General features: G+C 72.9%; 16 protein-coding genes. 9 read left to right on the plus strand and 7 right to left on the minus strand.

The genetic code is table 11. The annotated features are described in order from the left end of the window. Positions 1-40: 40 nt before the first annotated feature. On the plus strand, positions 41-3,706 hold the full coding sequence (locus tag ACE1OA_RS23595; protein ID WP_432753325.1) for a S8 family serine peptidase: 3,666 nt from the start codon (positions 41-43) through the stop codon (positions 3,704-3,706). Between the two features lie 71 nt (positions 3,707-3,777). On the opposite strand, the gene ACE1OA_RS23600 is transcribed toward ACE1OA_RS23595, so the two are convergent. The 6 genes from ACE1OA_RS23600 to ACE1OA_RS23625 all read right to left on the minus strand — a co-directional run bounded on the left by ACE1OA_RS23600 (position 3,778) and on the right by ACE1OA_RS23625 (position 11,578). Then, positions 3,778-5,145, minus strand: a complete 1,368-nt coding sequence (locus ACE1OA_RS23600) for a carboxyl transferase domain-containing protein (protein WP_432753326.1) — start codon at positions 5,143-5,145, stop codon at positions 3,778-3,780. Continuing rightward, the gene (locus ACE1OA_RS23605) at positions 5,138-6,604 is read right to left on the minus strand and encodes an acyl-CoA synthetase (protein ID WP_356598518.1); all 1,467 of its coding nucleotides are present in this window, start codon (positions 6,602-6,604) and stop codon (positions 5,138-5,140) included. The genes ACE1OA_RS23600 and ACE1OA_RS23605 overlap by 8 nt, the downstream gene beginning before the upstream one ends. A gap of 49 nt (positions 6,605-6,653) precedes the next feature. Next, on the minus strand, positions 6,654-7,841 hold the full coding sequence (locus ACE1OA_RS23610) for a nitrate/nitrite transporter (protein ID WP_356599165.1): 1,188 nt from the start codon (positions 7,839-7,841) through the stop codon (positions 6,654-6,656). A 151-nt stretch (positions 7,842-7,992) separates the two neighbouring features. Then, positions 7,993-9,516 (minus strand): sensor histidine kinase, encoded by a 1,524-nt coding sequence (locus ACE1OA_RS23615; RefSeq protein ID WP_432753327.1) that lies wholly within the window; start codon positions 9,514-9,516, stop codon positions 7,993-7,995. Positions 9,517-9,561: 45 nt separating this feature from the next. Next, positions 9,562-10,605 carry a rod shape-determining protein gene (locus ACE1OA_RS23620; RefSeq protein ID WP_356598514.1) on the minus strand — a complete coding sequence of 348 codons (1,044 nt, stop codon included), beginning with the start codon at positions 10,603-10,605 and terminating at the stop codon, positions 9,562-9,564. Between the two features lie 361 nt (positions 10,606-10,966). Continuing rightward, positions 10,967-11,578 (minus strand): hypothetical protein, encoded by a 612-nt coding sequence (locus tag ACE1OA_RS23625; protein ID WP_432753328.1) that lies wholly within the window; start codon positions 11,576-11,578, stop codon positions 10,967-10,969. A gap of 122 nt (positions 11,579-11,700) precedes the next feature. On the opposite strand from ACE1OA_RS23625, the gene ACE1OA_RS23630 reads away from it, so the two are divergent. After that, positions 11,701-12,456, plus strand: coding sequence for an SCO2400 family protein (locus ACE1OA_RS23630; RefSeq protein WP_356598512.1), 756 nt, complete (start codon positions 11,701-11,703; stop codon positions 12,454-12,456). A gap of 21 nt (positions 12,457-12,477) precedes the next feature. On the opposite strand, the gene ACE1OA_RS23635 is transcribed toward ACE1OA_RS23630, so the two are convergent. Continuing rightward, a complete protein-coding gene (locus ACE1OA_RS23635) occupies positions 12,478-12,912 on the minus strand; it encodes a MarR family winged helix-turn-helix transcriptional regulator (protein ID WP_356598510.1) in 435 nt (144 codons plus the stop codon). A gap of 122 nt (positions 12,913-13,034) precedes the next feature. Here ACE1OA_RS23635 and ACE1OA_RS23640 point away from each other — a divergent pair, with 122 nt between their 5' ends. From ACE1OA_RS23640 to ACE1OA_RS23670, 7 genes are all read left to right on the plus strand, one after another. Next, entirely contained in the window at positions 13,035-14,054 is a 1,020-nt protein-coding gene (locus ACE1OA_RS23640; RefSeq protein ID WP_432753329.1) for an NADP-dependent oxidoreductase, read from the plus strand. Between the two features lie 63 nt (positions 14,055-14,117). Next, on the plus strand, positions 14,118-14,540 hold the full coding sequence (locus ACE1OA_RS23645; RefSeq protein ID WP_356598506.1) for an organic hydroperoxide resistance protein: 423 nt from the start codon (positions 14,118-14,120) through the stop codon (positions 14,538-14,540). 605 nt (positions 14,541-15,145) lie between these two features. Then, positions 15,146-15,979: a methyltransferase gene (locus tag ACE1OA_RS23650; protein ID WP_432753330.1), complete on the plus strand. Its 834-nt coding sequence runs from the start codon at positions 15,146-15,148 to the stop codon at positions 15,977-15,979. Between the two features lie 51 nt (positions 15,980-16,030). Next, entirely contained in the window at positions 16,031-16,822 is a 792-nt protein-coding gene (locus tag ACE1OA_RS23655; RefSeq protein WP_356598502.1) for a HalD/BesD family halogenase, read from the plus strand. Between the two features lie 29 nt (positions 16,823-16,851). Continuing rightward, complete coding sequence (locus ACE1OA_RS23660; protein ID WP_432753331.1) at positions 16,852-17,979, plus strand: fatty acid desaturase; 1,128 nt, start codon at positions 16,852-16,854, stop codon at positions 17,977-17,979. Positions 17,980-17,983: 4 nt separating this feature from the next. After that, positions 17,984-19,321 carry a phosphoribosylamine--glycine ligase gene (gene purD, locus ACE1OA_RS23665; RefSeq protein WP_432753332.1) on the plus strand — a complete coding sequence of 446 codons (1,338 nt, stop codon included), beginning with the start codon at positions 17,984-17,986 and terminating at the stop codon, positions 19,319-19,321. A gap of 7 nt (positions 19,322-19,328) precedes the next feature. Beyond that, entirely contained in the window at positions 19,329-20,654 is a 1,326-nt protein-coding gene (locus ACE1OA_RS23670; protein ID WP_356598496.1) for an ATP-grasp domain-containing protein, read from the plus strand. The last annotated feature ends 15 nt before the right edge of the window (positions 20,655-20,669 follow it).

Consider the following 20,669-nt stretch of genomic DNA (forward strand, 5'->3'; position numbering starts at 1 on the left):
CGGAACAAACCCTTCCCCCGGGTGTCCGAGGAGTGCGTCGATGACCAGACCTTCCGTCAGAGGGAGAGCCGGGCTGCTCGCCGCCGGCCTCTCCCTCGTGATGCTCTCGGCCGGGCAGACCGCCGCGGCCGGGGCGACCGGCAGCCCTGTACCGGACACCTTCACCGGAACCAAGGGCAGCAGCACCACCGTCACGCTCGTCACCGGCGACCGGGTGACCGTCACGGACCTCGGCGGCGGCCGGAAGGCCGTCAGCGTCGACCGGGCCGCGGGCGCCACCGGAGGCGTCCGCAGCGAGATCGTGAACGGCCGCGTCACCGTCGTGCCCGACGAGGCCCGCCGCTATCTGGACTCCGGGGTCCTCGACCGGCGGCTCTTCGACGTCAGCGGTCTCATCGAGCAGGGTGTCACCGACGAACTGCCCCTGATCGTCACCTACGGCAAGGCCGCCCGCGCCGCCGCCCCGCGCGGCGCCGAGACCGTCCGCGCCCTGCCCAGCATCGGCGGCGCCGCCGTGCAGGCCACCGACCCCGCCGCCTTCTGGCAGTCCTTCACCGGCCCCGCCGCGCGTTCCGCCGTCGGCAAGGTCTGGCTGGACGGACGGGTCAAGGCCGCCATGGCCGAGTCCAACACGCAGATAGGCACCTCCAAGGCCTGGGACGCCGGCTTCACCGGCAAGGGCGTCAAGGTCGCCGTCCTCGACACCGGCGCCGACCTCGCCCACCCCGACCTCGCGGGCCGGGTCACCGAGTCCCGGTCCTTCATCGAGGGCCAGGAGGTCGCCGACCGCAACGGTCACGGCACCCACGTCGCCTCCACCGTCGGCGGCAGCGGCGCCGGCTCCGAGGGCAAGGAGAAGGGCGTCGCGCCCGGTGCGGCGCTCGCCGTCGGCAAGGTCCTCTCCGACGAGGGCTCCGGCAGCGAGTCGCAGATCATCGCCGGCATGGAGTGGGCCGCCAAGGACATCGACGCCAAGATCGTGTCGATGAGCCTCGGTTCGCAGGAACCCAGCGACGGCACCGACCCGATGGCCCAGGCCGTCGACACGCTCTCCGCCGAGACCGGCGCCCTGTTCGTCATCGCCGCCGGCAACTCCGGCGCCCCCGGCTCCATCGGCTCGCCCGGCGCCGCCGACTCCGCGCTGACCATCGGCGCCGTCGACTCCGGCGACTCACCGGCGTACTTCACCAGCCAGGGCCCCCGCCACGGCGACCAGGCACTCAAGCCCGACCTGTCCGCGCCCGGCGTGGACATCCTCGCGGCCCGCTCCCGACTGGTCGGCGGCACCGGCCTGTACACGTCCATGAGCGGCACGTCGATGGCCACCCCGCACGTCGCGGGCGTCGCCGCGCTGCTGGCCGAGCAGCACCCCGACTGGACCGGCGCGCAGCTCAAGGACGCGCTGATGTCCTCGTCGAAGACGCTCACGGACTCCCCGTACGCGCTCGGCGCCGGCCGGGTCGACGTGGGCGCCGCCGTCGCCGCGCAGGTGACCGCGACCGGCTCCGCCGACCTCGGCTTCGTCTCCTGGCCGTACGAGGACAGCAAGCCGGTCACCCGGACCGTCACGTACGCCAACTCCTCCGACAGCCCGGTCGAGCTGAGCCTCGCCGTCGAGGGAGTCCCGGCCGGGGTCGCCACCCTGGCCGACACCACCCTCACCGTCCCGGCGCACGGAACCGCCCGGACCACCGTGACCGGTGACGGCACCAAGGCACCGGTCGGGCAGTCCACCGGTCGCGTCGTCGCCTCCGCGGGCGGAACCCCGGTCGCGCACACCGCGCTCGGCATGGTCAAGGAGGAGGAGCGCTACACCCTCACCGTCCACGTCAAGGACCGTGACGGCGCACCCACCCCCGCCCATCTCGGCGTCCAGCACCTCACCGAGGGCGTGGACCCGTTCCCGGCGACGGTCGGCGAGTCCGGCACGCTCGAACTGCGCCTGAAGCCGGGCACGTACACCGTCGACACCTTCCTCGACGTGCGCGGCTCGCACGGCAGGGACTCGCTCGGACTCGGCTTCCTCACCGCGCCCGAGATCACCCTCGACCGGGACCGCGAGATCACCCTCGACGGCCGGCAGCTGCGGGAGATCCGGGCCGAGGTCGACCGGCGGACCGAGACCCGTCAGCTGCTGATGGAGTTCGACCGCCAGGCGAACGGAGCCCACTACGGCGGCGCCTACCAGGTGCCGGCGATGTACGACTCGATCTTCGCCGCTCCCACCACCAAGCCCGCCACCGGCACCTTCGAGTACCGGACGGTCTGGCGCCTGGGCAAGCCGATCCTGGAGGCGAGCGCCGACGGCCACGCGCTGTCCGACGCCGCCGCCCAGCCCGGTGCCGCCCTGCTCGAAGGCCGGCACCGCCTCCGGGTCGTCGACGCCGGCACCGGCACCGCGGCCGAGTACGCGGGCAAGGACGTCAAGGGCAGGGCCGTCCTCGTCCGGGCCGGCGCGCTGCCCGCTCCGCAGCTCGCGCAGAACGCGCAGGACGCGGGCGCCACAGTGCTGTTCGTCACCGACGACCAGCCGGGCCGGCTGATGACCTGGTTCGGCACCGCCGACTACCAGGACCGGCCGCTCGCCGTCGCCTCCGTGAACGCCGCCGACGCGGCGCGGATCGCCGCCGCCGCGGCCCGTGGCACCCGGCTCGACCTGACGGGCACCCGCTACACGCCGTACACCTACGACCTGTCCGAGGGGCACCCCGGCGCGATCGGCCGGGACCTCGTCTTCCGGCCCGGCAGGAACGAACTCGCCACCATCGACTCCACGTTCCACATGCCGACGGCCAAGAAGGAGATCGGCGGCGAGTTCCGCTTCTCGATCACCGACACCTTCCCGATCGGCTTCGGGTTCAAGGAGTGGATCGCCTTCCCCGTCGAGCGCACCGAGTACGTCTCCACCGGCACCGGCCAGCGCTGGCACGAGTCGGTCGACCTCGGCGAATCACTGGAGCAGCGCGGTGGCACCAACTCCTACCAGGGGGGCAGCCGGCGCACGCTGGAATGGTTCGCGCCGGTCTGGCACCCGTGGCTGGGCACCGGGCTCGGCTGGGGGCAGGAGCGCACCGGCAACGACCTGCGCTTCAACACCCCCGGGTGGGGCGACTCGGGCCCCGACCACACCGGCTTCGGCAACGTGTGGAGCGACGACTCGATGACGCAGTACACCGAGGTGTACGTCAACGGGGTACGCGTCGACCGCAAGATGAGCTCGGGCGCCTACGCCTGGGACGCCCCGGCCGAGGAGGCGACGTACAAGGTCGTCACCGACACGACGCTCGATCCGGCGCGCTGGCGCCTCTCCACCCGCGGCCACGCCGAGTGGACCTTCCGGTCCAAGGAGACCCCGAACGACCGGACGACCTACCTGCCGATGCTCAACCTCGGCTTCGACGTCGACACGGACCTCGCCGGTGACGTCCGGGGCGGCCGGAAGCTGCCCGTCGGCATCTTCGCGGAGTACGTGGAGGGTGCCTCGGACACCGGCAGGATCACCGGCGGGACCCTGGAGGTCTCGTACGACGAGGGGAAGACCTGGACGCGGGTCGCCCTGCGGCCCACGTCCGGGAAGAAGGCCGCCTGGGCCGGTGAACTGCGGGTTCCGGACCGGGCCGGCTCGGTGTCGCTGCGCGCCGGCGCGAGCGACGACCGGGGCGGTGCGGTGACGCAGGAGATCATCCGGGCGGTGGGGGTGAAGTAGGCCCCGCCCCGCCACGAGCAGGGCCCGGTACGGCGCGCCGTACCGGGCCCTCGCCGTGCGGAGCCGGACGCTCAGCGGGTCACGATCCCCCGCACGCAGCCGAGTTCCACCAGGTCCTGCGGGCGCAGCCGGAGCTGGCCGGCCGTCGCCGGGGCCTCCTCGGGGGCGCGCTTGAGGATGGCGGCGGCGAGCTCGGGCGCGATGACGGAGAAGTAGCCGTCCGGCGTGGTCCAGGTGTTGCCGGGCGCGGCCAGCGCGAGGGCGCCGCCGGATCCGCCCTCGCCGATCAGGAGCGAGGTGACCGGGGTGCGAGCCCCGGCGATCGCCGCGAACGCCTCCGCGATGGCCGGGCCCGCGCCCGCCCGCTCGGCCTCGGCGTCGTTGGCGGCGCCGGGCGTGTCGATCAGGGTCAGCACGGGGATCCCGAGCCGCCCCGCGAGCCGCACCAGCCGGGCCGCGGTGCGGAATCCCGCGGGCCTGGTCGGAGTGCCGCCCTGCGCGGCGTACGCCACGACCCGTCCCTCGTGCAGCCCGAAGCCGCACTCCGTCCCGGGGTCCACCCCGCCGGCGCGGTCGCCGCGCAGGGCCGCACGCTCCTCGAAGTACGCGTCGAGGTACGCGGCGGCCCGCGGCCGGCGCGGATCCCTGGCCCGGGTCACCGCCTCCCAGCCGGTGCGGGGAGCATCCGCCTCGGTGAGCGCGGCGGGCGGGGGAGCGGCTCCGGGCTCCGGCGTCCGGGCGCCCGGCGCGAGCAGGCGCAGCCACCGCGCCAGCGTCTCGCGCAGTGCGGCCGACGGGACCAGCGCGTCGACGTGGCCGTGCCGCCACTGCTCCTCGGCGGTGTAGGCGGCCGGGTCCGCGCCGGGCGGGCGGACCCGGGAGCCGGCGAAGGCGACCTGGGCGTCCGGGAGCGCGAGCACCACGTCGGCGCCCGCGCCGACCGTCGCCCAGCCGCCGCCCGTCGACGGGTCGCGCAGCACCGCGACATGGGCGACACCGGCCTCCCGCAACAGGACGGTCTCGGCGGCCACGCGCTGGAGCTGGGTCAGGGCGACCATGCCCTCCTGCATCCGGCTGCCGCCGGTCGCCACGAGCGAGACCAGGGGGAGCCGCCGCTCCCGGGCCGTGCGGTAGGCGGCGACCAGCCGGTCCCCGGCCGCGCCGCCCAGCGAACCGCCGAGGAAGCCGAACTCGAAGGCGAGCAGCACGCACGCGCGGCCGCCGACGCGAGCCGTGCCGTACACGACGGACTCCTCCTCGCCGGTGCGCGAGGCGGCCCGCGCCCGGGACGCGTCGTAACCGGCCCAGCCCAGCGGCCCGTCGTCCGCCGCCGCGCCCGTCCCGTCCGGCCCGGCGTCCGCGGCACCATCCGGCGCGTGGTCGGTGAAGTCGTCCGTGACCAGCGCGATCGCCTCGCGGGCGGTGAACCGCTCAGCCATGGAGGGCTCCCGGCAGTGCCTTCTTCATGACCTTGCCCATGTCGTTGCGCGGCAGCTCGGTGAGCCGGCGGACCACCCGGGGCCGCTTGTGCGGGGCGAGCAGTCCCGCGACGTGCGCGGCCAGTTCCCCGTCCGACGGCGGGTTCTCAGGATCCACGGGCACGACCCAGGCCACGACGCGTTCTCCCAGGTCCGGGTCGGGTTCGCCGGTCACCGCGACCTCCCGCACCGCCGGGTGGTCGAGCAGCGCGTTCTCGATCTCGCCCGCGCCGATCTTGTACCCGCCGCTCTTGATCAGGTCCGTCGCCCGGCGGCCCACGATCCGCACGGAGCCGTCGGACCCGCGGACCGCCATGTCACCGGTGCGGAACCAGTCCCCGTCGAAGGCGGCGGCCGTCGCGTCGGGCCGGCCGAGATAGGCGGTGAACAGGTTCGGCCCCCTGACCTGGATCTCGCCGACCCTCTCGCCGTCGGACAGGGGGATCTCGGTGCCGTCGTCCTCCACCAGGCGCAGCTCCACGCCCCGCAGCGGTACGCCCACCGAACCGGGGCGCGGACCGGAGCCCACCCGGACGCTGGTGTTCATGAGGGTCTCGGTCATCCCGTACCGCTCGAGCACGGTCCGTCCCGTCGCGGCCGCGATGCGCTCGTGGTCGTGCACGGGGAGCGCCGCCGAACCCGAGACCAGCAGCCGCGCGTCGGTCAGCGCCCGTACCAGCGCCGGGTCGCCGGCCAGCGCGTCCGCGATCCGGTGGTACATCGTCGGGACGCCGAACAGCATGGTGCCGCCGCCCTCGCCGAGTTCCCGTGCCACGCCCTCCACCGAGAACGAGCCGAGGTGCCGGACCGAGCCGCCGCGCCGCAGCGGGCCGAGGACGCCGAGGATCAGGCCGTGGACGTGGAACAGCGGCAGTGCGTGGACCAGCACGTCGTCGGCCGTCCACGCCCAGGCGTCCGCCAGCGCGTCCAGCGACGCGGCGATCGCGCGGCGGGAGAGGACGACGCCCTTCGGCGGGCCGGTGGTGCCGGAGGTGTAGACGATCAGGGCGGGAGCCTCGGGGTCCGCCGCCTCGGGCACCTCGGCGGTCCCGCGGCAGTCGATCTCCACGTCGACCCGCGGCAGGCCCGCGAGTCCGGCGGGCAGGTCGTCCGCCGCACCGGCCAGGACCAGGCCGGGCGTGCTGTCGCCGACGATGTGCGCCAACTCCCGCTCACCGGTGCGCGGGTTCAGGGGGACGGCCGGCACCCCGGCCAGCAGGGCCGCGACCACGGCCACCGCGGTCTCCGCGGTCGGCGTCGCCCACACCGCCACCCGGCCCGCCCCGGAGATCCGGCCGGCGAGCGTGCCCGCCGCCGAGGCGAGTTCCCCGTACGTCAGCGCCTCGGCGCCGAAGCGCAGCGCGGGTCGGTCGTGCGGCCGGTCCGGGCCGGCCGCCAGGGCCGGGAAGAGCGGGCTCATCGGTCGATCTCCTCGCGTCGGGGATGCCGTGAGGAATACTGCCCGCGCCTCAGGGGCGCCGGGCTGCGACCTTCCTCACCTCTCCGGACCGTTCGCCGTCCGCGGTCGGGGTGACGTTCCGCATCCGGCCGTAGGCGTACACACAGCCCGCGAGGGCCAGGTCGGACAGGAGCATGAAGCCGATCGAGTACGAGTCCTTCGCGCTGTAGATCGCGCCCATCACCAGCGGCGGCACGAAGCCGCCGAGGCCGCCCATCGCGCCGACGATGCCGGTGACGCTGCCGACCTGCGGCTGCGGGGTGACCTGGGAGACGAGCGCGAAGATCGAGCCGCTGGCCGTGCCGAGCCCGGCGGCCATGCCGAGGAGCGCGATCGTGCCGCCCGGGTTCAGCGGCGGGTCGAAGGCCTGGACGATGGCGAGGAGAGCGGCGAAGCCGAGCGCGCCGGAGGTGACGAGGGCCGGGTGGACGCGGTCGGAGAGCCAGCCGCCGAACGGCCGGAAGACGACGGTGACCAGCGCGAACCCGGCCGCCTTGGTGCCGGCGTCGGTCGGGTCGAGCTCGTACCAGGTCTTCAGGTACGTCGGCAGGTAGACGCCGAAGGCGACGATGCCGCCGAAGCCGATCGCGTACAGCGCCGACAGCTCCCAGGTGACCCGCAGCCGGCCGGCCCGGCCGAGCCGGGTCGCCAGGGAGTCGGTGGGCACCGGGCGGCCGGGCCGGTCGGTGACGAGGAGGAAGGCGAGGACCGCGTAGACGGCGAGCGCGCACGCGACGACGACGAACGGCAGGTTCTCGCCGTGCTCGGCGATGCGCGGGGTGAAGTACCCGGACAGCGCCACGCCCCCCATGCCCATGCCGAAGATGCCGAGCGCGAGGCCCCGCTTGGCGGGCGGGAACCAGGAGTTGACGAGCGGGATGCCGATGGCGAACGTGGTGCCGCCCAGGCCGAGGAGGAACCCGACGGCGAGCATCGCCGCGTACGAGTCCTTCGCGAGGATCAGCAGCAGGACCGGAACGATCGTCAGCGCCGACACCAGCGGGAACATCCTCTTGGCGCCGTACCGGTCGGTGAGGGCGCCGACCGGGATCCGACCGAGCGAGCCGACGAGCACCGGCACGGCCACGAGCAGCGACTGCTCGGAGGAGCTGAGGTCGAGCCGGTCGCCGTACCAGCTCGCGATCGGCGCGATCAGATTCCAGGCCCAGAAGGTGAGCGTGAATCCGATGGTGGCCATCACCAGGTTCCGGTAGGCGGCTGCGGGGGGCTTCGCGACGGTGTCCACGCCCCCAGTCAAGATCGCGGGTCCGGCGGTGGCGCGCCGGACTGGGCCGTTCGAGGGCCCCGCGGCGGGCCCCGGTCCGGGCCGGCGCGCGGGCCCCGCGGGCTCACGGCCAGCGGACCGTGGTGGGCGGCCGCGCGTCGTCCGTGACCCGCAGGGCGGGGCCCCGCGGCGGTGCCGAGACCTCGACGGTGATGGCGCGGACCTCCGGCCGGCGGTGGGCCGCGGCCAGCGCGCTCCGCAGGGTGGCGAGGATCCGCTCGGCGTCGGCCTCGTCGACCAGGGTGTCGACCGCCCCGGAGAAGTGGACCGAGGGCTGGAAGCCGAGCAGCGCCGCCGCGCCGCCCGTCTCGCGCAGGACCCGGCCCCGGAACGACGCCGGCACCTCGGCCGGTGGCTGCTGGAGGGCGAAGATGGCCGTCCGCACCTCCTGGATCGTGGAGTCCAGCTCGTCCACGGCCCGCCCGAGCAGGGAGCTCTCCTCGACGGAACCGGCGGCCCGGCGCCGGGTGGACTCCAGCATCATCTCGGTGGCGAACAGCCGCTGGACGACCAGGTCGTGCAGGTCGCGCGCGATGCGGTCGCGGTCCTCGTACACCGCCAGCCGCTCCCGGTTGTGCTGGGCGTCCGCGAGGACCAGCGCGAGCGCCGCCTGCGAGGCGAACTGGGAGGCGAGCAGCCGGTCGACCGCCGTGTAGGGGCGCCCGCCGCGGCGCCGGGGGAGCGCGAGGGTGCCGATCAGCTTTCCGCCGCTCTGCAGCGGCAGCATCATCGAGGGCCCGAACCGCGACCGTACGTGCGTGGTCATCCGCGGGTCGGTGGCCGAGTCCTCGATGAACACGGGCTCCCCTCCGAGCAGCTGCTCCAGGACGGGCGATCCGGGCGCGATCGCCGTGCCGACCAGATCGCCCGGGTCGTCCGGCGTCGAGGCCGCCACGATCTCCATCCCGCCCTCCCCGGTGGGCTGGAGGACGACTCCCGCCGAGGCGTCGGCGAGCAGCCGGGCCTGCTCGGCGACCGTCGTCAGCGCGTCGGCCGCCGGCCTTCCGGCCAGCAGGGCGGTCGTGACCGCGGCCGCGCCCTCGATCCAGCGTTCGCGCTGCCGCGCGGTCTCGTACAGCCGGGCGTTGCCGATGGCGATGCCCGCTTGGGAGGCCAGGACCCGCAGCAGCGACTCGTCCTGCTCGGTGAAGGTGCCCGAGCGCTTCTCGGTCAGATAGAGGTTGCCGAAGACCTCGGTGTGGACCCGGATCGGCACGCCCAGGAAGGAGCGCATCTCGGGATGGCCCTCCGGGACGCCGGAGGAGCGCGGATCGGCGGTCAGGTCGTCCAGGCGCAGCGGCCGGGGGTCCTGGATGAGGACGCCGATCAGTCCGGTGCGGCCGTCGGGGAGATCACCGATCCGGGTCCGTTCGGCCTCGGTGAGACCGGACGTGAACAGGGCGGTGAGCCGCCGGCGCTCGGGATCGACGATCCCGAGCGCCCCGTAGCGCGCGCCCGCCAACTCGGTCGCGGAGTCCACGATGTGCTGGAGGGTGGCCCGCAGTTCGAGGTCCGTGCCGACGCTGAGGACGGCGTGCAGCAACGTCGGCAGGCGGGGAGCGGACGCGTCCCGGTCGGTGAGCGACATGGGTTCATTGTGGTGCGAAAGGGAGCAAATCGGGGTATCCGACGATCACTCCGTGTCGGCCAGCGGGTCGAGCACCATCGCCTGGATCTTGCCCTCCAGCATCGCGCCGAGGCCGAGGATGGCGCAGACGTCGGGCCGCTCGGCGATGTGCACCGGCATCCCGGTCGCCTCGCGCAGCATCTGGTCGAGGCCCGGCAGCAGGGCGCTTCCGCCGACCATCATGATGCCGCGCTCCGCCAGGTCGGCCACCAGGTCGGGCGGGCACTCGCGCAGGATCTTGCCGATGCCGTCGAGGACGGCGGTGAGCGGGGTGTGGATGGCGTCGCGCACGGCGGCGGTGTCGACGGTCACCGAACGGGCCAGGCCCGTGGCCACGTCGCGGCCGTGGATCTCGGTGAAGGTGGGGCCCTGGAGGGTCAGGCCGTTGCCGCTGAGGGCGAGTTGGAGCGGACGGACGGACTGGCTGGGCAGCATCAGCTCGTGCTGGTGGCGCAGGTGCTGGATGACGGCGTGGTCGATCGCGTCGCCGCCCACGGGGATGCGTTCGGCCGTGACGATCGACCCGAGGGAGAGCACGGCGACCTGGGTGGTGGCGGCCCCGCACACCATGATCATGGTCGCGGTGGGCTGCTCGACGGGGAGTCCGCAGCCCACGGCCGCCGCGATCAGGGTGTCGACCAGCTCGACCCGGCGGGCACCGAGACCGACGAGGGTCTCGACGGCCGCGCGCTGCGCGAGCGGGTCCGAGTCGTGCGGGGTGCAGGCCGCGGCACGCAGCCGGGGCTTGCGGCGCAGCTGGCGGCGGAGCTTCTCGCCGAGGAGGTGGCGCAGCATCCGCTGGGCCATGTCGATGTCGACGACGGTGCCGCCGGAGACGGGCCGGGTGACCCGGATGTAGTCGGGGGTGCGGCCGGTCATCTTCTCCGCCAGCGCGCCGACGGCGATCAGCGCTCCGGTACGGGTGTTCACGGCGGCCACACTGGGCTCGTCGACGACGAGGCCGGCGCCCTTGACGAAGACGCGGGTCCGGGCGGCCCCGAGGTCGACGGCGACATGGCAACGGCGCAGCTGTTCGAGACTGACGGTCACGGCAAGTCCTCCGGAGTGCGGTGCTGGCACGGAGCGAGGTGGTTCGCGGTGTCTACGCGGTCCTGTTGGCATCGTCCGCCTCCGCGCGGTGCGGCGCGCGTTGAGCTGCGCCGGCCGGGGGGCCGGGCCTGCTGACGGTGTGTCGGACGAGACGAGAGAGCTCACAGAGGCAGAAGAGGCTGCCGGGTGCGTGTCGTACGAGGCGGGAGTGGATCCTGTGTCGGACGTGTCGAACATGTCAGCTGCGTCGGACGTGTCGGACGAGGTGTCAGTGGCACACGTGCCGTACGGGCCGTGAGAGGCGCCTGTGGCTGATGGGGGGTGAGTGGCCGTGCCGGGTGTGCCGGCCGCGTCGTACGGGTCACAGGAGGCGCTGCAGCAGGCCCCAGGTGAACTCGGCGGCGCGCGGGGTGCCGTCGGGGAGGGTGAAGTCGAGGCGCAGCCGCGTCGGGGCGCTGCCGTCGCGGGGCCGGGCCGGCGGGAAGGCGTTGCCGACCTCGGCCAGTGTGCAGCTCCAGGGCCGCAGATCGTCCTCGGTGCGCAGTGCGGGGGAGGGGAAGCCGGGGGCGCGGACCAGGCCGCAGCCCCACACCGCGACGGGAGCGCGGCCGCCGAGCGGGCCCACCATGGCCTCCCAGCGCAGCTCGGGCCAGAGCGGCAGCGGCCAGCGCAGCACCTCGGACGCGTACGCCTCGACGGTGTGGCGGGACTCGGGCTCGCCGAGCGCCTTGCGGTACCGGTGGAGTTCGCCCGGACCCCTTCGGGCGTGGGCCCACGCCTGCCACCGGCGGTTGGCCTCCCGCATCTCGGCCCGGCTCGCACCCAGCGCCCGCCGGGCGTCGTCGACCAGTTCCGGCTGGTGGTCGGCCATCCGGCGCAGCAGCACGAGCTGGAACTCACGCGGTCCGAAGTCCGGTCCGGCGGGCTGGGAGCGGGGACCGAAACGGGACCCCGGAGACTCGGCTGACGTCATCCGCCCATCCTGCCCGAAGCGGGACTTTGGTGACGGCACGCCGTGGACCTGCGGTTTCCTTACAGGATCCTCACGTTCAGGGGTACCTGCGGTGTTCGGGCGCGACATAGCCTGCGGGCGCCATGGACTACTGCCACCAGTGCCGGCGGCATCTCAACGGCGCCCTCGCCTGTGCCGGGTGCGGGACCCCCGTCGAGGAGCTTCGGTACGAATCACCCCACACGACCGCTCACGCGGCCGAGGCCGAGCACGTCTACGAACTGGACCTGCTCGAGCCTCCGCGCCCCGCCCAGGGCGGCCGTCGTGCCGCCCGGCGCGCTGCCGTCGGACCCGCCGCCACGGGGCGCGCCGCCGCGCGCCGAGGCCGCCGATCGCGCGGCCGCAAGGGCCGCGCCGTCCTCGTCGGGGCGCTGGGGGTGGTGCTGGCCGCCGGCGCGCTGGGCCTGGCGAAGTCGGTCCTGGAACAGCCGGCCGAGGGCGGGGCCGCCACCGCCGTGCAGGAAGAGGACGTCGTCGAGAGCTCGCTGCCGCCCGAGCCCTCGCAGAGCCCCGAGGAGTCCGACGGGCCGGTGTCCGTCGAGAAGCCGGTCCAGGCGTCCCCCGTCGCCACCCGCGCACCGGCCTCCGGCGGGTCGGGCAAGGGCGGCTCGGGTACGGGCGGCGGCGGTTCGCAGGGCTCCGGCGGAGGGCCGGCGGAGCCCTCGGGCTCGCCCACGGCCTCCGCGTCCTCGTCGACCGGTGGGCCGACTCCGACCGCCACGATCTCGCGCGACCCCTCCTCCACCGCTTCGGGCGGTCTGCCGCCGACCACCGCACCGGCGCCCACGCCCAGCCCGACGGAGAAGCCCTGCACGCCGTTCCTGTGGTGGTGCGTCTGAGCGGCGGTCACGCGCGGGGCGTCAGAGCGCGCCCTCGCCCAGCATCCGCCTGAGCAGATCGCGCAGCAGCGCGCGCTCGGCCTCCGAGAGCCGGCTCAGCGGCTCCCGCGCGAAGTCGAGGGACTCGCGCAACCGGCGTGAGGTCTCCAGGCCCTCCGGGGTGGGCGCGGCCAGCTTGACGCGCCGGTCGTCCGGGTCCGGGCGCCGCTCCACCAGGCCGCGCGTCTCCAGCCGGTCCACGATCCCGGTGACGTTCGACGGCTCGCACCGGAGCTTCTGGGCGATCCTGCGCATGGGGACCGGCTCCAGGGAGAGCAGTCCGAGGACCCGCGCCTGGGCGCCGGTCAGCGAGTGCTGGGCCGCCGCCTGCTCGTACTCCGTGTAGTACCGCGCCACGACCGTGCCGATCAGCTCGACGACTTCGAGGGTCAGGGGGTCGGTGGGTGAGGTGGTCATGGGCCACATCGTACCCGGATACTTGACAACGTGAAATATCCAGGGGCATGGTTGTTTCAGGTTGTTAAGTATTGGCAACCTGAAGTTTTCTCAGAGTGAAGCATTCCCAGGAGGCCGTGCAGATGTCCGTACTTCCCGCGTCCAGCCGTGAGTGGCACCTCGTCGCCCGCCCGCACGGCTGGCCCACCCCGGCGGACTTCGCCCTGCGCGAGACGCCCGTCAGCGAGCCCGCCGAGGGCCGGATCCTCGTCAAGAACCTCCACTTCTCCGTCGACCCGTACATGCGCGGCCGGATGAACGACGTGAAGTCCTACGTCCCGCCGTTCAAGCTCGACCACCCCATGGACGGCGGCGCGGTCGGCCAGGTCGTCGCGTCCAACGCGGAGGGCTTCGCCGTCGGCGACCACGTGCTGCACGGTCTGGGCTGGCGCGAGTACGCCGACGTCCCGGCGCAGCACGCCACGAAGGTCGACCCGGAGCTCGCCCCGCTCTCCACCTACCTCGGCGTCCTCGGCATGACGGGCCTGACCGCCTACGCCGGCCTCTTCGAGGTCGCCTCCTTCAAGGAGGGCGACGCCGTCTTCGTCTCCGGCGCGGCCGGCGCCGTCGGCAGCCAGGTCGGCCAGATGGCCAGGCTCAAGGGTGCCTCCCGGGTCATCGGCTCCGCCGGTTCCGACGAGAAGGTCAAGCTCCTCGTCGAGGAGTACGGCTTCGACGCCGCCTTCAACTACAAGAACGGCCCCGTCCGCGACCAGCTGCGCGAGGCCGCCCCGGACGGCATCGACGTCTACTTCGACAACGTCGGCGGCGACCACCTCGAAGCCGCGATCTCCTCGCTGAACGTGCACGGCCGCGCCACCATCTGCGGCATGATCGCGCAGTACAACGACACCGAGCCGGTGCCCGGCCCGCGCAACATGGCCATGATCATCGGCAAGCGGCTGCGCCTCCAGGGCGTCCTCGTCGGCGACCACTACGGCCTGCAGGGCCAGTTCGTCCAGGAGGTCGGCGGCTGGCTGCGCTCCGGCGAGCTGAAGTACGGCGAGACCGTCGTCGAGGGCATCGAGAACGGCGTGGACGCCTTCCTCGGCCTGCTCCGCGGCGACAACACCGGAAAGATGATCGTCTCGGTGACCGGCTAGTCTTCCCTCAGCCGTCGCGATCGTGGGCGCGAGTCGCGGCGAACCATGAGAAGGAAGACCCAGATGTCCATACAGCAGTCCGACGTCCTGTACACGGCCATCGCCACCGCTCAGAACGGGCGCGACGGCCGTGTCGCCACCGACGACGGTCAGCTCGACGTCGTCGTCAACCCGCCCAAGGCCATGGGCGGGTCCGGCGCCGGCACCAACCCCGAGCAGCTCTTCGCCGCCGGGTACAGCGCCTGCTTCCAGGGCGCGCTGGGCGTCGTCGCCCGCAACGAGAACGCCGACATCTCCGGCTCGACGGTCACCGCCGAGGTCGGCATCGGCAAGAACGACGACGGCTTCGGCATCATCGTCAAGATCTCGGCCGCCATCCCGAACGTGGACGCCGAGACCGCGAAGAGCCTGATCGAGAAGGCCCACCAGGTCTGCCCGTACTCCAAGGCCACCCGCGGGAACATCACCGTCGAGCTCGCCGTCTGAGTTCCGCGTACGCTAGACGAGGGCCGCACCCCGACCGACCGGGGTGCGGCCCTCTCTGCATATGCCAAAGGCAATGCCGCGGAGTTTGTCAGGTTGAAGAATATGAATGACGAGGGTTGACGAACTCCTTTCGCGATCACTAGTTTCTGCGACGGCTCAGAAACCAGTACGACTCCGCGCTCACCGGCGCATCACCATCCTGGGCCGCCCTGTACGGCGCCACCTGCGTCCGTAAGCTCCGATTCCGGTTTACCCCTCACCCGGAGGCAGTCACTTTGAGCACGACACCCCCCATGCTTCTCCACCGTCCCGACCGAGCTCACGCCCGCCGATTCAGCGGCGTCTCCGAAGCGTCTCGGTCCATGTCCTGACGGTGCGGGCCGCGTAGCCCGCCCCCTGCCGGCCCGTTTCCCCACGGCCGTGCGTTCTCCCACTGTTTCCCGGTGAGTACCGGCTGATTCACGCGCTCTTCGCCCCCGGCGGTTCCCTGTGTCCGGCGCGTGCAATTCGGCATGCCTTCTTCCGGAATTGCCTGCACGGCATTCCGGCTGTTTCGACGCGTGTTCCTCCACTCTGCCCAACCCATCGAAAGGTTCCAGGCTGCGATGAGTGCTGCCCCGATCACGACGCCGGTCGAGCGACGGTCCCTGCCTGTCGGAGGAAAGGGGACCCTCTGGGCCGCCCGCCCCGCCTACGGCGTCTTCGAGTACCGCGGCCGGCCGCTGCGCATCGAGGTCGAGGACCCCGCCGAGGTCCTCTTCCCGACCGACTGCGGCCTGAGCCTGGTCGCCGCCCTCAACAACCCGAGCGCCCCGGACCCGCGCGGCCTCACCGCGTTCGACCTGGGCTGCGGCTCGGGCCTGTACACGGTCGCCCTGCTCGCGGGCGGCGCCTCCCACGTCACGGCCATGGACGTCAACGCCGCCGCCGCGGGGGACACGCTCGCCAACGTCGCCCGCAACGGGCTCGACGTCAACCGCGTGACCTGCGTCGCCGCCGATCTCGCCAGCTTCACGCCGGTCGAGAAGGCCGACCTCGTCGTGACCAACCCGCCGCACCTGCCGTACGACCCGCGCTACTCCACCGACAGCGGACTGGAGACGGCCCTGGTCGCCGGCCGCGAGGGCCGCGGCATGTACGACGCCGTCGTCGCCCGGATCGACGACCTGCTCGTGCCCGGCGGCCGGCTGGTCATGGCCCACTCCTCGCTCGCCGACGTGGCGCGCACGATTTCCGAGATGCGCGACAAGGGCTACGAGGTGCGCACCATCGAGGTCTGCGAGATGGACATTCCGCTGGAAAGCTACGCGGAACACAAGGAGATCATGCTCGGCCACCTCGAAAAGCTGCGGGCCGACGGTCGCGCCGAATTCGAGGGCGAGCGCTTCATGGTCCACGCACTGGAATTCACGCGTCCGTCCGACGCCGCCGGACTCTGATCGCTCCGCAACGCACCGAAATCGCACGAAAAAATCGACGAGGGGGAACGCATGACGATCGACGGAAGTGCGGTGCACGTGGCCGCGGAAGAGGTGGACGGCCTGCTGGGGCGCCACTTCGCCGAGAAGTTCGACGCCGCGGCGACGGCTGAAATACGTGAGAAATTCGCAGCGGAACACATCGTGCCGCTTCGCGGACTGCTTCCGCCGGAACTCTTCGGTCCGATCCGGGACGAGGCATTCGGCATCATGGACCGCTACGGCGTCAGCCACGACCTCACCTTCGAGATCACCGACGGCACCCCGCGCAGCATGACCACCGTCGGCCAGCCCGTCATCAAGGACGAGGGCCCGCTGATCGACGCCTTCTACTTCTCCCCGCAGGTCCTCGACCTCGTCTCCCGCGTCGTCGGCGAGAAGGTCCACACCTGCCCCTACGCCGGCGAGCACTACGTCATCAGCCGCCTGCTGAAGTCGGGCGACACCCACGGCTGGCACTGGGACGACTACACCTACGGCATCATCCTCGTCCTCGAGGCCCCGCACTACACCGAGGGCGGCTTCGTCCAGGCGGTCTCGCACACCTCCTGGGACAAGGAGAACCCCGACGTCCACGGCGCGCTGATCAGCAGCCAGGTCCGCTCCTACGCGCTGGAGCCCGGCGACGCGTACGTCGTGAAGACCAACACCACCATGCACCGTGTGTACCCGATCCGCGGCGAGGGCCGCCGCACGATCGTCAACATGACGCTGGCCAGCGAGGACGACCTCAGCCGCCCCATGACGCACGAGACCAACGACGCCCTCTTCGGCGGCGTCCGCGATCCGCGAGACGCCGGCTGACGCCCCGGTCGCCCACCGAGGAGCCAACGATGCAACCACGCGAGACGATGCGCGGCCTGCCGCGCCTCGTGCAACCCTTCCTGACCTGGGTGACCGGCGTGCCGCTGGCCGGCGCCGAGCCCCGCGTCATGTGGCGCCCCACCCTGGCCCTGATCGCCGGCGCGGTGCAGACCGCCGTCTCCGTCGCCGCCGGCGCCTGGGCCCTGACCCAGCCCTGGTACGTGCTCGTCCCGGTGCTGCTGCTCAGCTGGCCGGTCACCGCCGGCGGCATGCGGCGGCTGGACGTCGTCGTCGTCCACCAGACGCTGCACCGGATGTTCACCGCCTCCAAGGAGGGCAACCGGGTCGTCAGCGAACTGATCACCACCCTGCTGTGGCGCCCGCCCTTCGACGGCAACCGCCAGGAGCACCTCACCCACCACGCCTTCCCCTGCTCCCTCAAGGACGGCGACACGCTGTACCTGCAGAGCACCGGCGCCCGGCCCGGAATGAGCCGCCGGGAGTTCCGCGGCTACCTGCTGCGCGCGGTGCTCTCGCCCCGGCACCACTGGTCCTTCCTGTTCAGCCGGGTCCGGGCCAACTTCCTGACCCGTTCGCCGCTGTACCGGATGGCGATGGCCTACGGCTTCCTGGCCGCGACCGTCGCCCTGCTGGCGGTCACCGGCTGGTGGGCGCAGTGGCTGCTGCTCTGGTTCGTCCCGCTGACGTTCTTCTTCCAGAACCAGACCCTGCTCTACACGCTCAGCGAGCACCGCTGGTGGATCCACGACAACGCCGAGCGGCTCACCAAGGCACAGCGCGACGAGCTGACCTTCGGCCGGTTCTGCGGGGAGTCCGTCCCGGACACCGCCTCGCTGGGCGCGGCCGGCCGGCTCGCCGCCTGGACCGGCTGGTGGCTGCGGATGACGCTGCTCTACGCCCCGTACCGGATGTGCATCCTCGTCGGCGACACCGTGCAGCACGACCTGCACCACGTCCGGCCCAAGTGCGACTGGGCGAACTCCTCCTGGGTCCGCAACGACGACCTGGCGCAGGGCAACGCCGACCGCTACTACGAGGCGTGGGGCGGCCTGCTCACCCACGTCTACGTCGGCAACAGCGTCCGTGACTGGACCGCTGTGCCGTCCGCCCCCCTCACCCCGTCGACGGCGGGGTGACCCCGTGACCACACGAGCAAGGTCCATGAAGAAGATCCTCGTCGTCGACAGCACCGGACGCGGCCACGCGATCTGCGACCTGTTCACCCGCACCGACCCGGACGTGACCGTCTACTACGGCCCCGGCTGCGACGTGATCGACCACCCGCGCATCGTGCCCGCCCCGTCGGTCTCGCTGACCGACCCGGCCAGCGCCCTGTCGTTCCTGGAGCGGCACCCCGTCTCCTTCGTCTTCGTCTCCAACATCGACGCCCTGTCCCTGGGATACGTCGACGAGCTGCGCCGCGCCGGACACCGGGTCGTCGGCCCCACGCGGGCCGCCGCGGCGCTGGAGTCGAGCAAGACCCGCGGCAAGGAGTTCTGCGCCGACCACGGCATCCCCGTGCCCGAGTTCGAGGTCTTCACCGACCCCGAGAAGGCCAAGGAGTACCTGCGGACCCTCCCGTACCGCTGCGTCGTCAAGACCGACGGGCTGACCCCCGACGGCGACGGCTCGGTGGTCTGCGACTCGACGGCCGAAGCGGAGGCGGCCGTCGACCGATTCGCCCGCGAGTGCCGCGAGGGCCTGCGGCTGGTCGTCGAGGAACGCCTGACCGGACCCGAGATCTCGGTGTTCGCGCTGCTGGACGGGGACAGCGCCCTGCTGTTCCCCACCGGCCTCGACTACAAGCGCACCCTGGAGAACGACGCCGGCAAGAACTGCGACGGCATGGGCTCCGTCGCGCCGCACCCGGACGACAGCCCGGAGCTGCGCGAGGAGCTCCGGGCCGCCCTGGTCGAGCCGCTGCTGCGCGGACTCAGGGCGGAGGGCCTGGACTTCACCGGGTTCGTGTACATCGGCGCCATGCTCACCCCGCGCGGCCCCGTCGTCATCGAGATCAACGCGCGCTTCGGCGACTCCGAGGCGGAGGTCGTCCTGCCCGGGGTGCTCAGCGACTTCACCGCACTGTGCGAGGCGGTGCTCGCCCGCGAGCTGGGCCGGCACCGGCTGGAGACCGACGGCCTGGCCCGCTGCTCGGTCGCCCTCGTCCAGGGCAGCCTCGACCCGGGGTCCGCGGACGCCCTGGCCGGCTGGCCGTTCGGCCCCTTCGCCGTCGGCCAGGCGGTGAGCGGGCTGGACCGCGTCGACCCCGCCGAGGCCGTCGTCTTCTGCGCGAACGTCCGGCTCGACACCGCGGGCACCCCGCGCACCACGGGCGGCCGGGTGCTCCACGTGGTCGGCGCCGGCACCACGCCCGAGGAGGCGCGCGCCCGCGCCTACGGCCAGATCGAGCGCATCGGATTCCCCGGCATGCGCTATCGGACCGACATCGGGGCCGTCGCGGTTCCGGCAGGGAAGTGAGCACCCGATGCCCCGCAGAAGAGCGTTCGTACTCTTCGAGATGATGAACGCGATGCTCGTCACCGCGCAGGCCGCCAAGGCCCGCGGTTTCGAGATCGTCGCCCTCAACCGCAACCCGCTGTGCTCCGAAGGCCCGTTCACCGTGCCGGACGGGCTGGTCGACGAGTACGTCCAGGTCGCCTCCTGGACGGACCCCACCATCGTCGAGCCGCTCCTCAAGTACCTGGTCAACCGCTACGAGATCGTCGGCACCCACAGCGTGTTCGAGGGGGCGCTGCCCCACCAGGCCGCCCTCCGCGAGCTCGCCGGCCTGCCGACGACCGACCCCGCGACCCTGCGCCGCATCCTCGACAAGGCGCAGGTCCGCGCCCGGCTCCAGGAGGCCGGACTGACCGCCCTGCGGACGGCCCCGCTCGACGAGGCGCTCGCCTGGGAGACCTGGGGCTTCGACCGGCCCGCCGTGCTCAAGCCCGCCAACGGCACCGGCAGCGCCCTGTGCTTCGAGGTGTCCTCGCCCGAGGAACTCCGCGCGGCGATGGAGACGGTGGAGCGGACCGAGGTCGTCAACCCCCTGATGCGCGACTACATCCGGGCCCACGGCGCCTTCGTCCTGGAGGAGCGCGCGGAGGGCGAGCTGCTGTCCGTCGAGTCGATGGTGCACCGCGGCGAGGTCGGCTTCGTCGCCCTCACCGGCCGCTACGTGCTCGCCGCCGACCCGGTGGTCGAGCAGGGCACGCAACTGCCCTACTTCCACCCGCACATGGACCGGATCGTCGAGACCTCGCGCGCCGTGCACGAAGCCCTCGGCTTCCACCACGGCGGCACCCACCTGGAGTTCATGGTGGCCGAGGACGGGACCGCCGAGCTGATCGACTTCAACCCCCGCTCGGCCGGCTTCGCCTCCCCGGTCGCCACCGGCGCGGCCTACGGGGTCGACTTCGCCGAGGTGCTGGTCGACGTCGGCTGCGGCATCCGGCCCGATCTGTCCTTCACCGAGCGCACCCACCGGTTCGCCGTCGAGATGCTCGTGATGCCGCGCCCGGGGACCACCGAGTTCCTCTCGATCGAGTTCCCCGCCGACGCCCTCGCGGCCCGCGCCAGCAAGACCCGGGGCGAGAAGCTCAGCGGCCGGGCCGACCAGCTCGACGCCGTCGGCATGTTCATCGTCACCGGCGACACGGCGTCCGAGGCGCACCGGCGCGGCCTCGCGGCGCGGTGCGAGGTCGTCGTCAACGGCGAGCCCGTGGGCGACCACCCGCGCAACGCCGTCGCCCACTCCCGCCACATCGGCCGGGACCTCCCGGCCCCGACGCCGACCGGAGGCCCGCGGTGACCCGCACGCACGAAG

The sequence above is a fragment of the Streptomyces sp. JL2001 genome (assembly GCF_050917515.1).
Lineage (GTDB): Bacteria > Actinomycetota > Actinomycetes > Streptomycetales > Streptomycetaceae > Streptomyces.

Bases quoted from the DNA above. Each gene is read 5' to 3' on its own strand.
- ACE1OA_RS23640 (WP_432753329.1), top strand. From the start codon at position 13,035: ATGTCCGTACTTCCCGCGTCCAGCCGTGAGTGGCACCTCGTCGCCCGC.
- ACE1OA_RS23600 (WP_432753326.1), bottom strand. From the start codon at position 5,145: ATGGCTGAGCGGTTCACCGCCCGCGAGGCGATCGCGCTGGTCACGGAC.
- ACE1OA_RS23635 (WP_356598510.1), bottom strand. From the start codon at position 12,912: ATGACCACCTCACCCACCGACCCCCTGACCCTCGAAGTCGTCGAGCTG.
- ACE1OA_RS23615 (WP_432753327.1), bottom strand. From the start codon at position 9,516: ATGTCGCTCACCGACCGGGACGCGTCCGCTCCCCGCCTGCCGACGTTG.
- ACE1OA_RS23660 (WP_432753331.1), top strand. From the start codon at position 16,852: ATGCAACCACGCGAGACGATGCGCGGCCTGCCGCGCCTCGTGCAACCC.
- ACE1OA_RS23630 (WP_356598512.1), top strand. From the start codon at position 11,701: ATGGACTACTGCCACCAGTGCCGGCGGCATCTCAACGGCGCCCTCGCC.
- ACE1OA_RS23670 (WP_356598496.1), top strand. From the start codon at position 19,329: ATGCCCCGCAGAAGAGCGTTCGTACTCTTCGAGATGATGAACGCGATG.
- ACE1OA_RS23655 (WP_356598502.1), top strand. From the start codon at position 16,031: ATGACGATCGACGGAAGTGCGGTGCACGTGGCCGCGGAAGAGGTGGAC.
- ACE1OA_RS23645 (WP_356598506.1), top strand. From the start codon at position 14,118: ATGTCCATACAGCAGTCCGACGTCCTGTACACGGCCATCGCCACCGCT.
- ACE1OA_RS23650 (WP_432753330.1), top strand. From the start codon at position 15,146: ATGAGTGCTGCCCCGATCACGACGCCGGTCGAGCGACGGTCCCTGCCT.
- ACE1OA_RS23625 (WP_432753328.1), bottom strand. From the start codon at position 11,578: ATGACGTCAGCCGAGTCTCCGGGGTCCCGTTTCGGTCCCCGCTCCCAG.
- ACE1OA_RS23605 (WP_356598518.1), bottom strand. From the start codon at position 6,604: ATGAGCCCGCTCTTCCCGGCCCTGGCGGCCGGCCCGGACCGGCCGCAC.
- ACE1OA_RS23610 (WP_356599165.1), bottom strand. From the start codon at position 7,841: ATGGCCACCATCGGATTCACGCTCACCTTCTGGGCCTGGAATCTGATC.
- ACE1OA_RS23595 (WP_432753325.1), top strand. From the start codon at position 41: ATGACCAGACCTTCCGTCAGAGGGAGAGCCGGGCTGCTCGCCGCCGGC.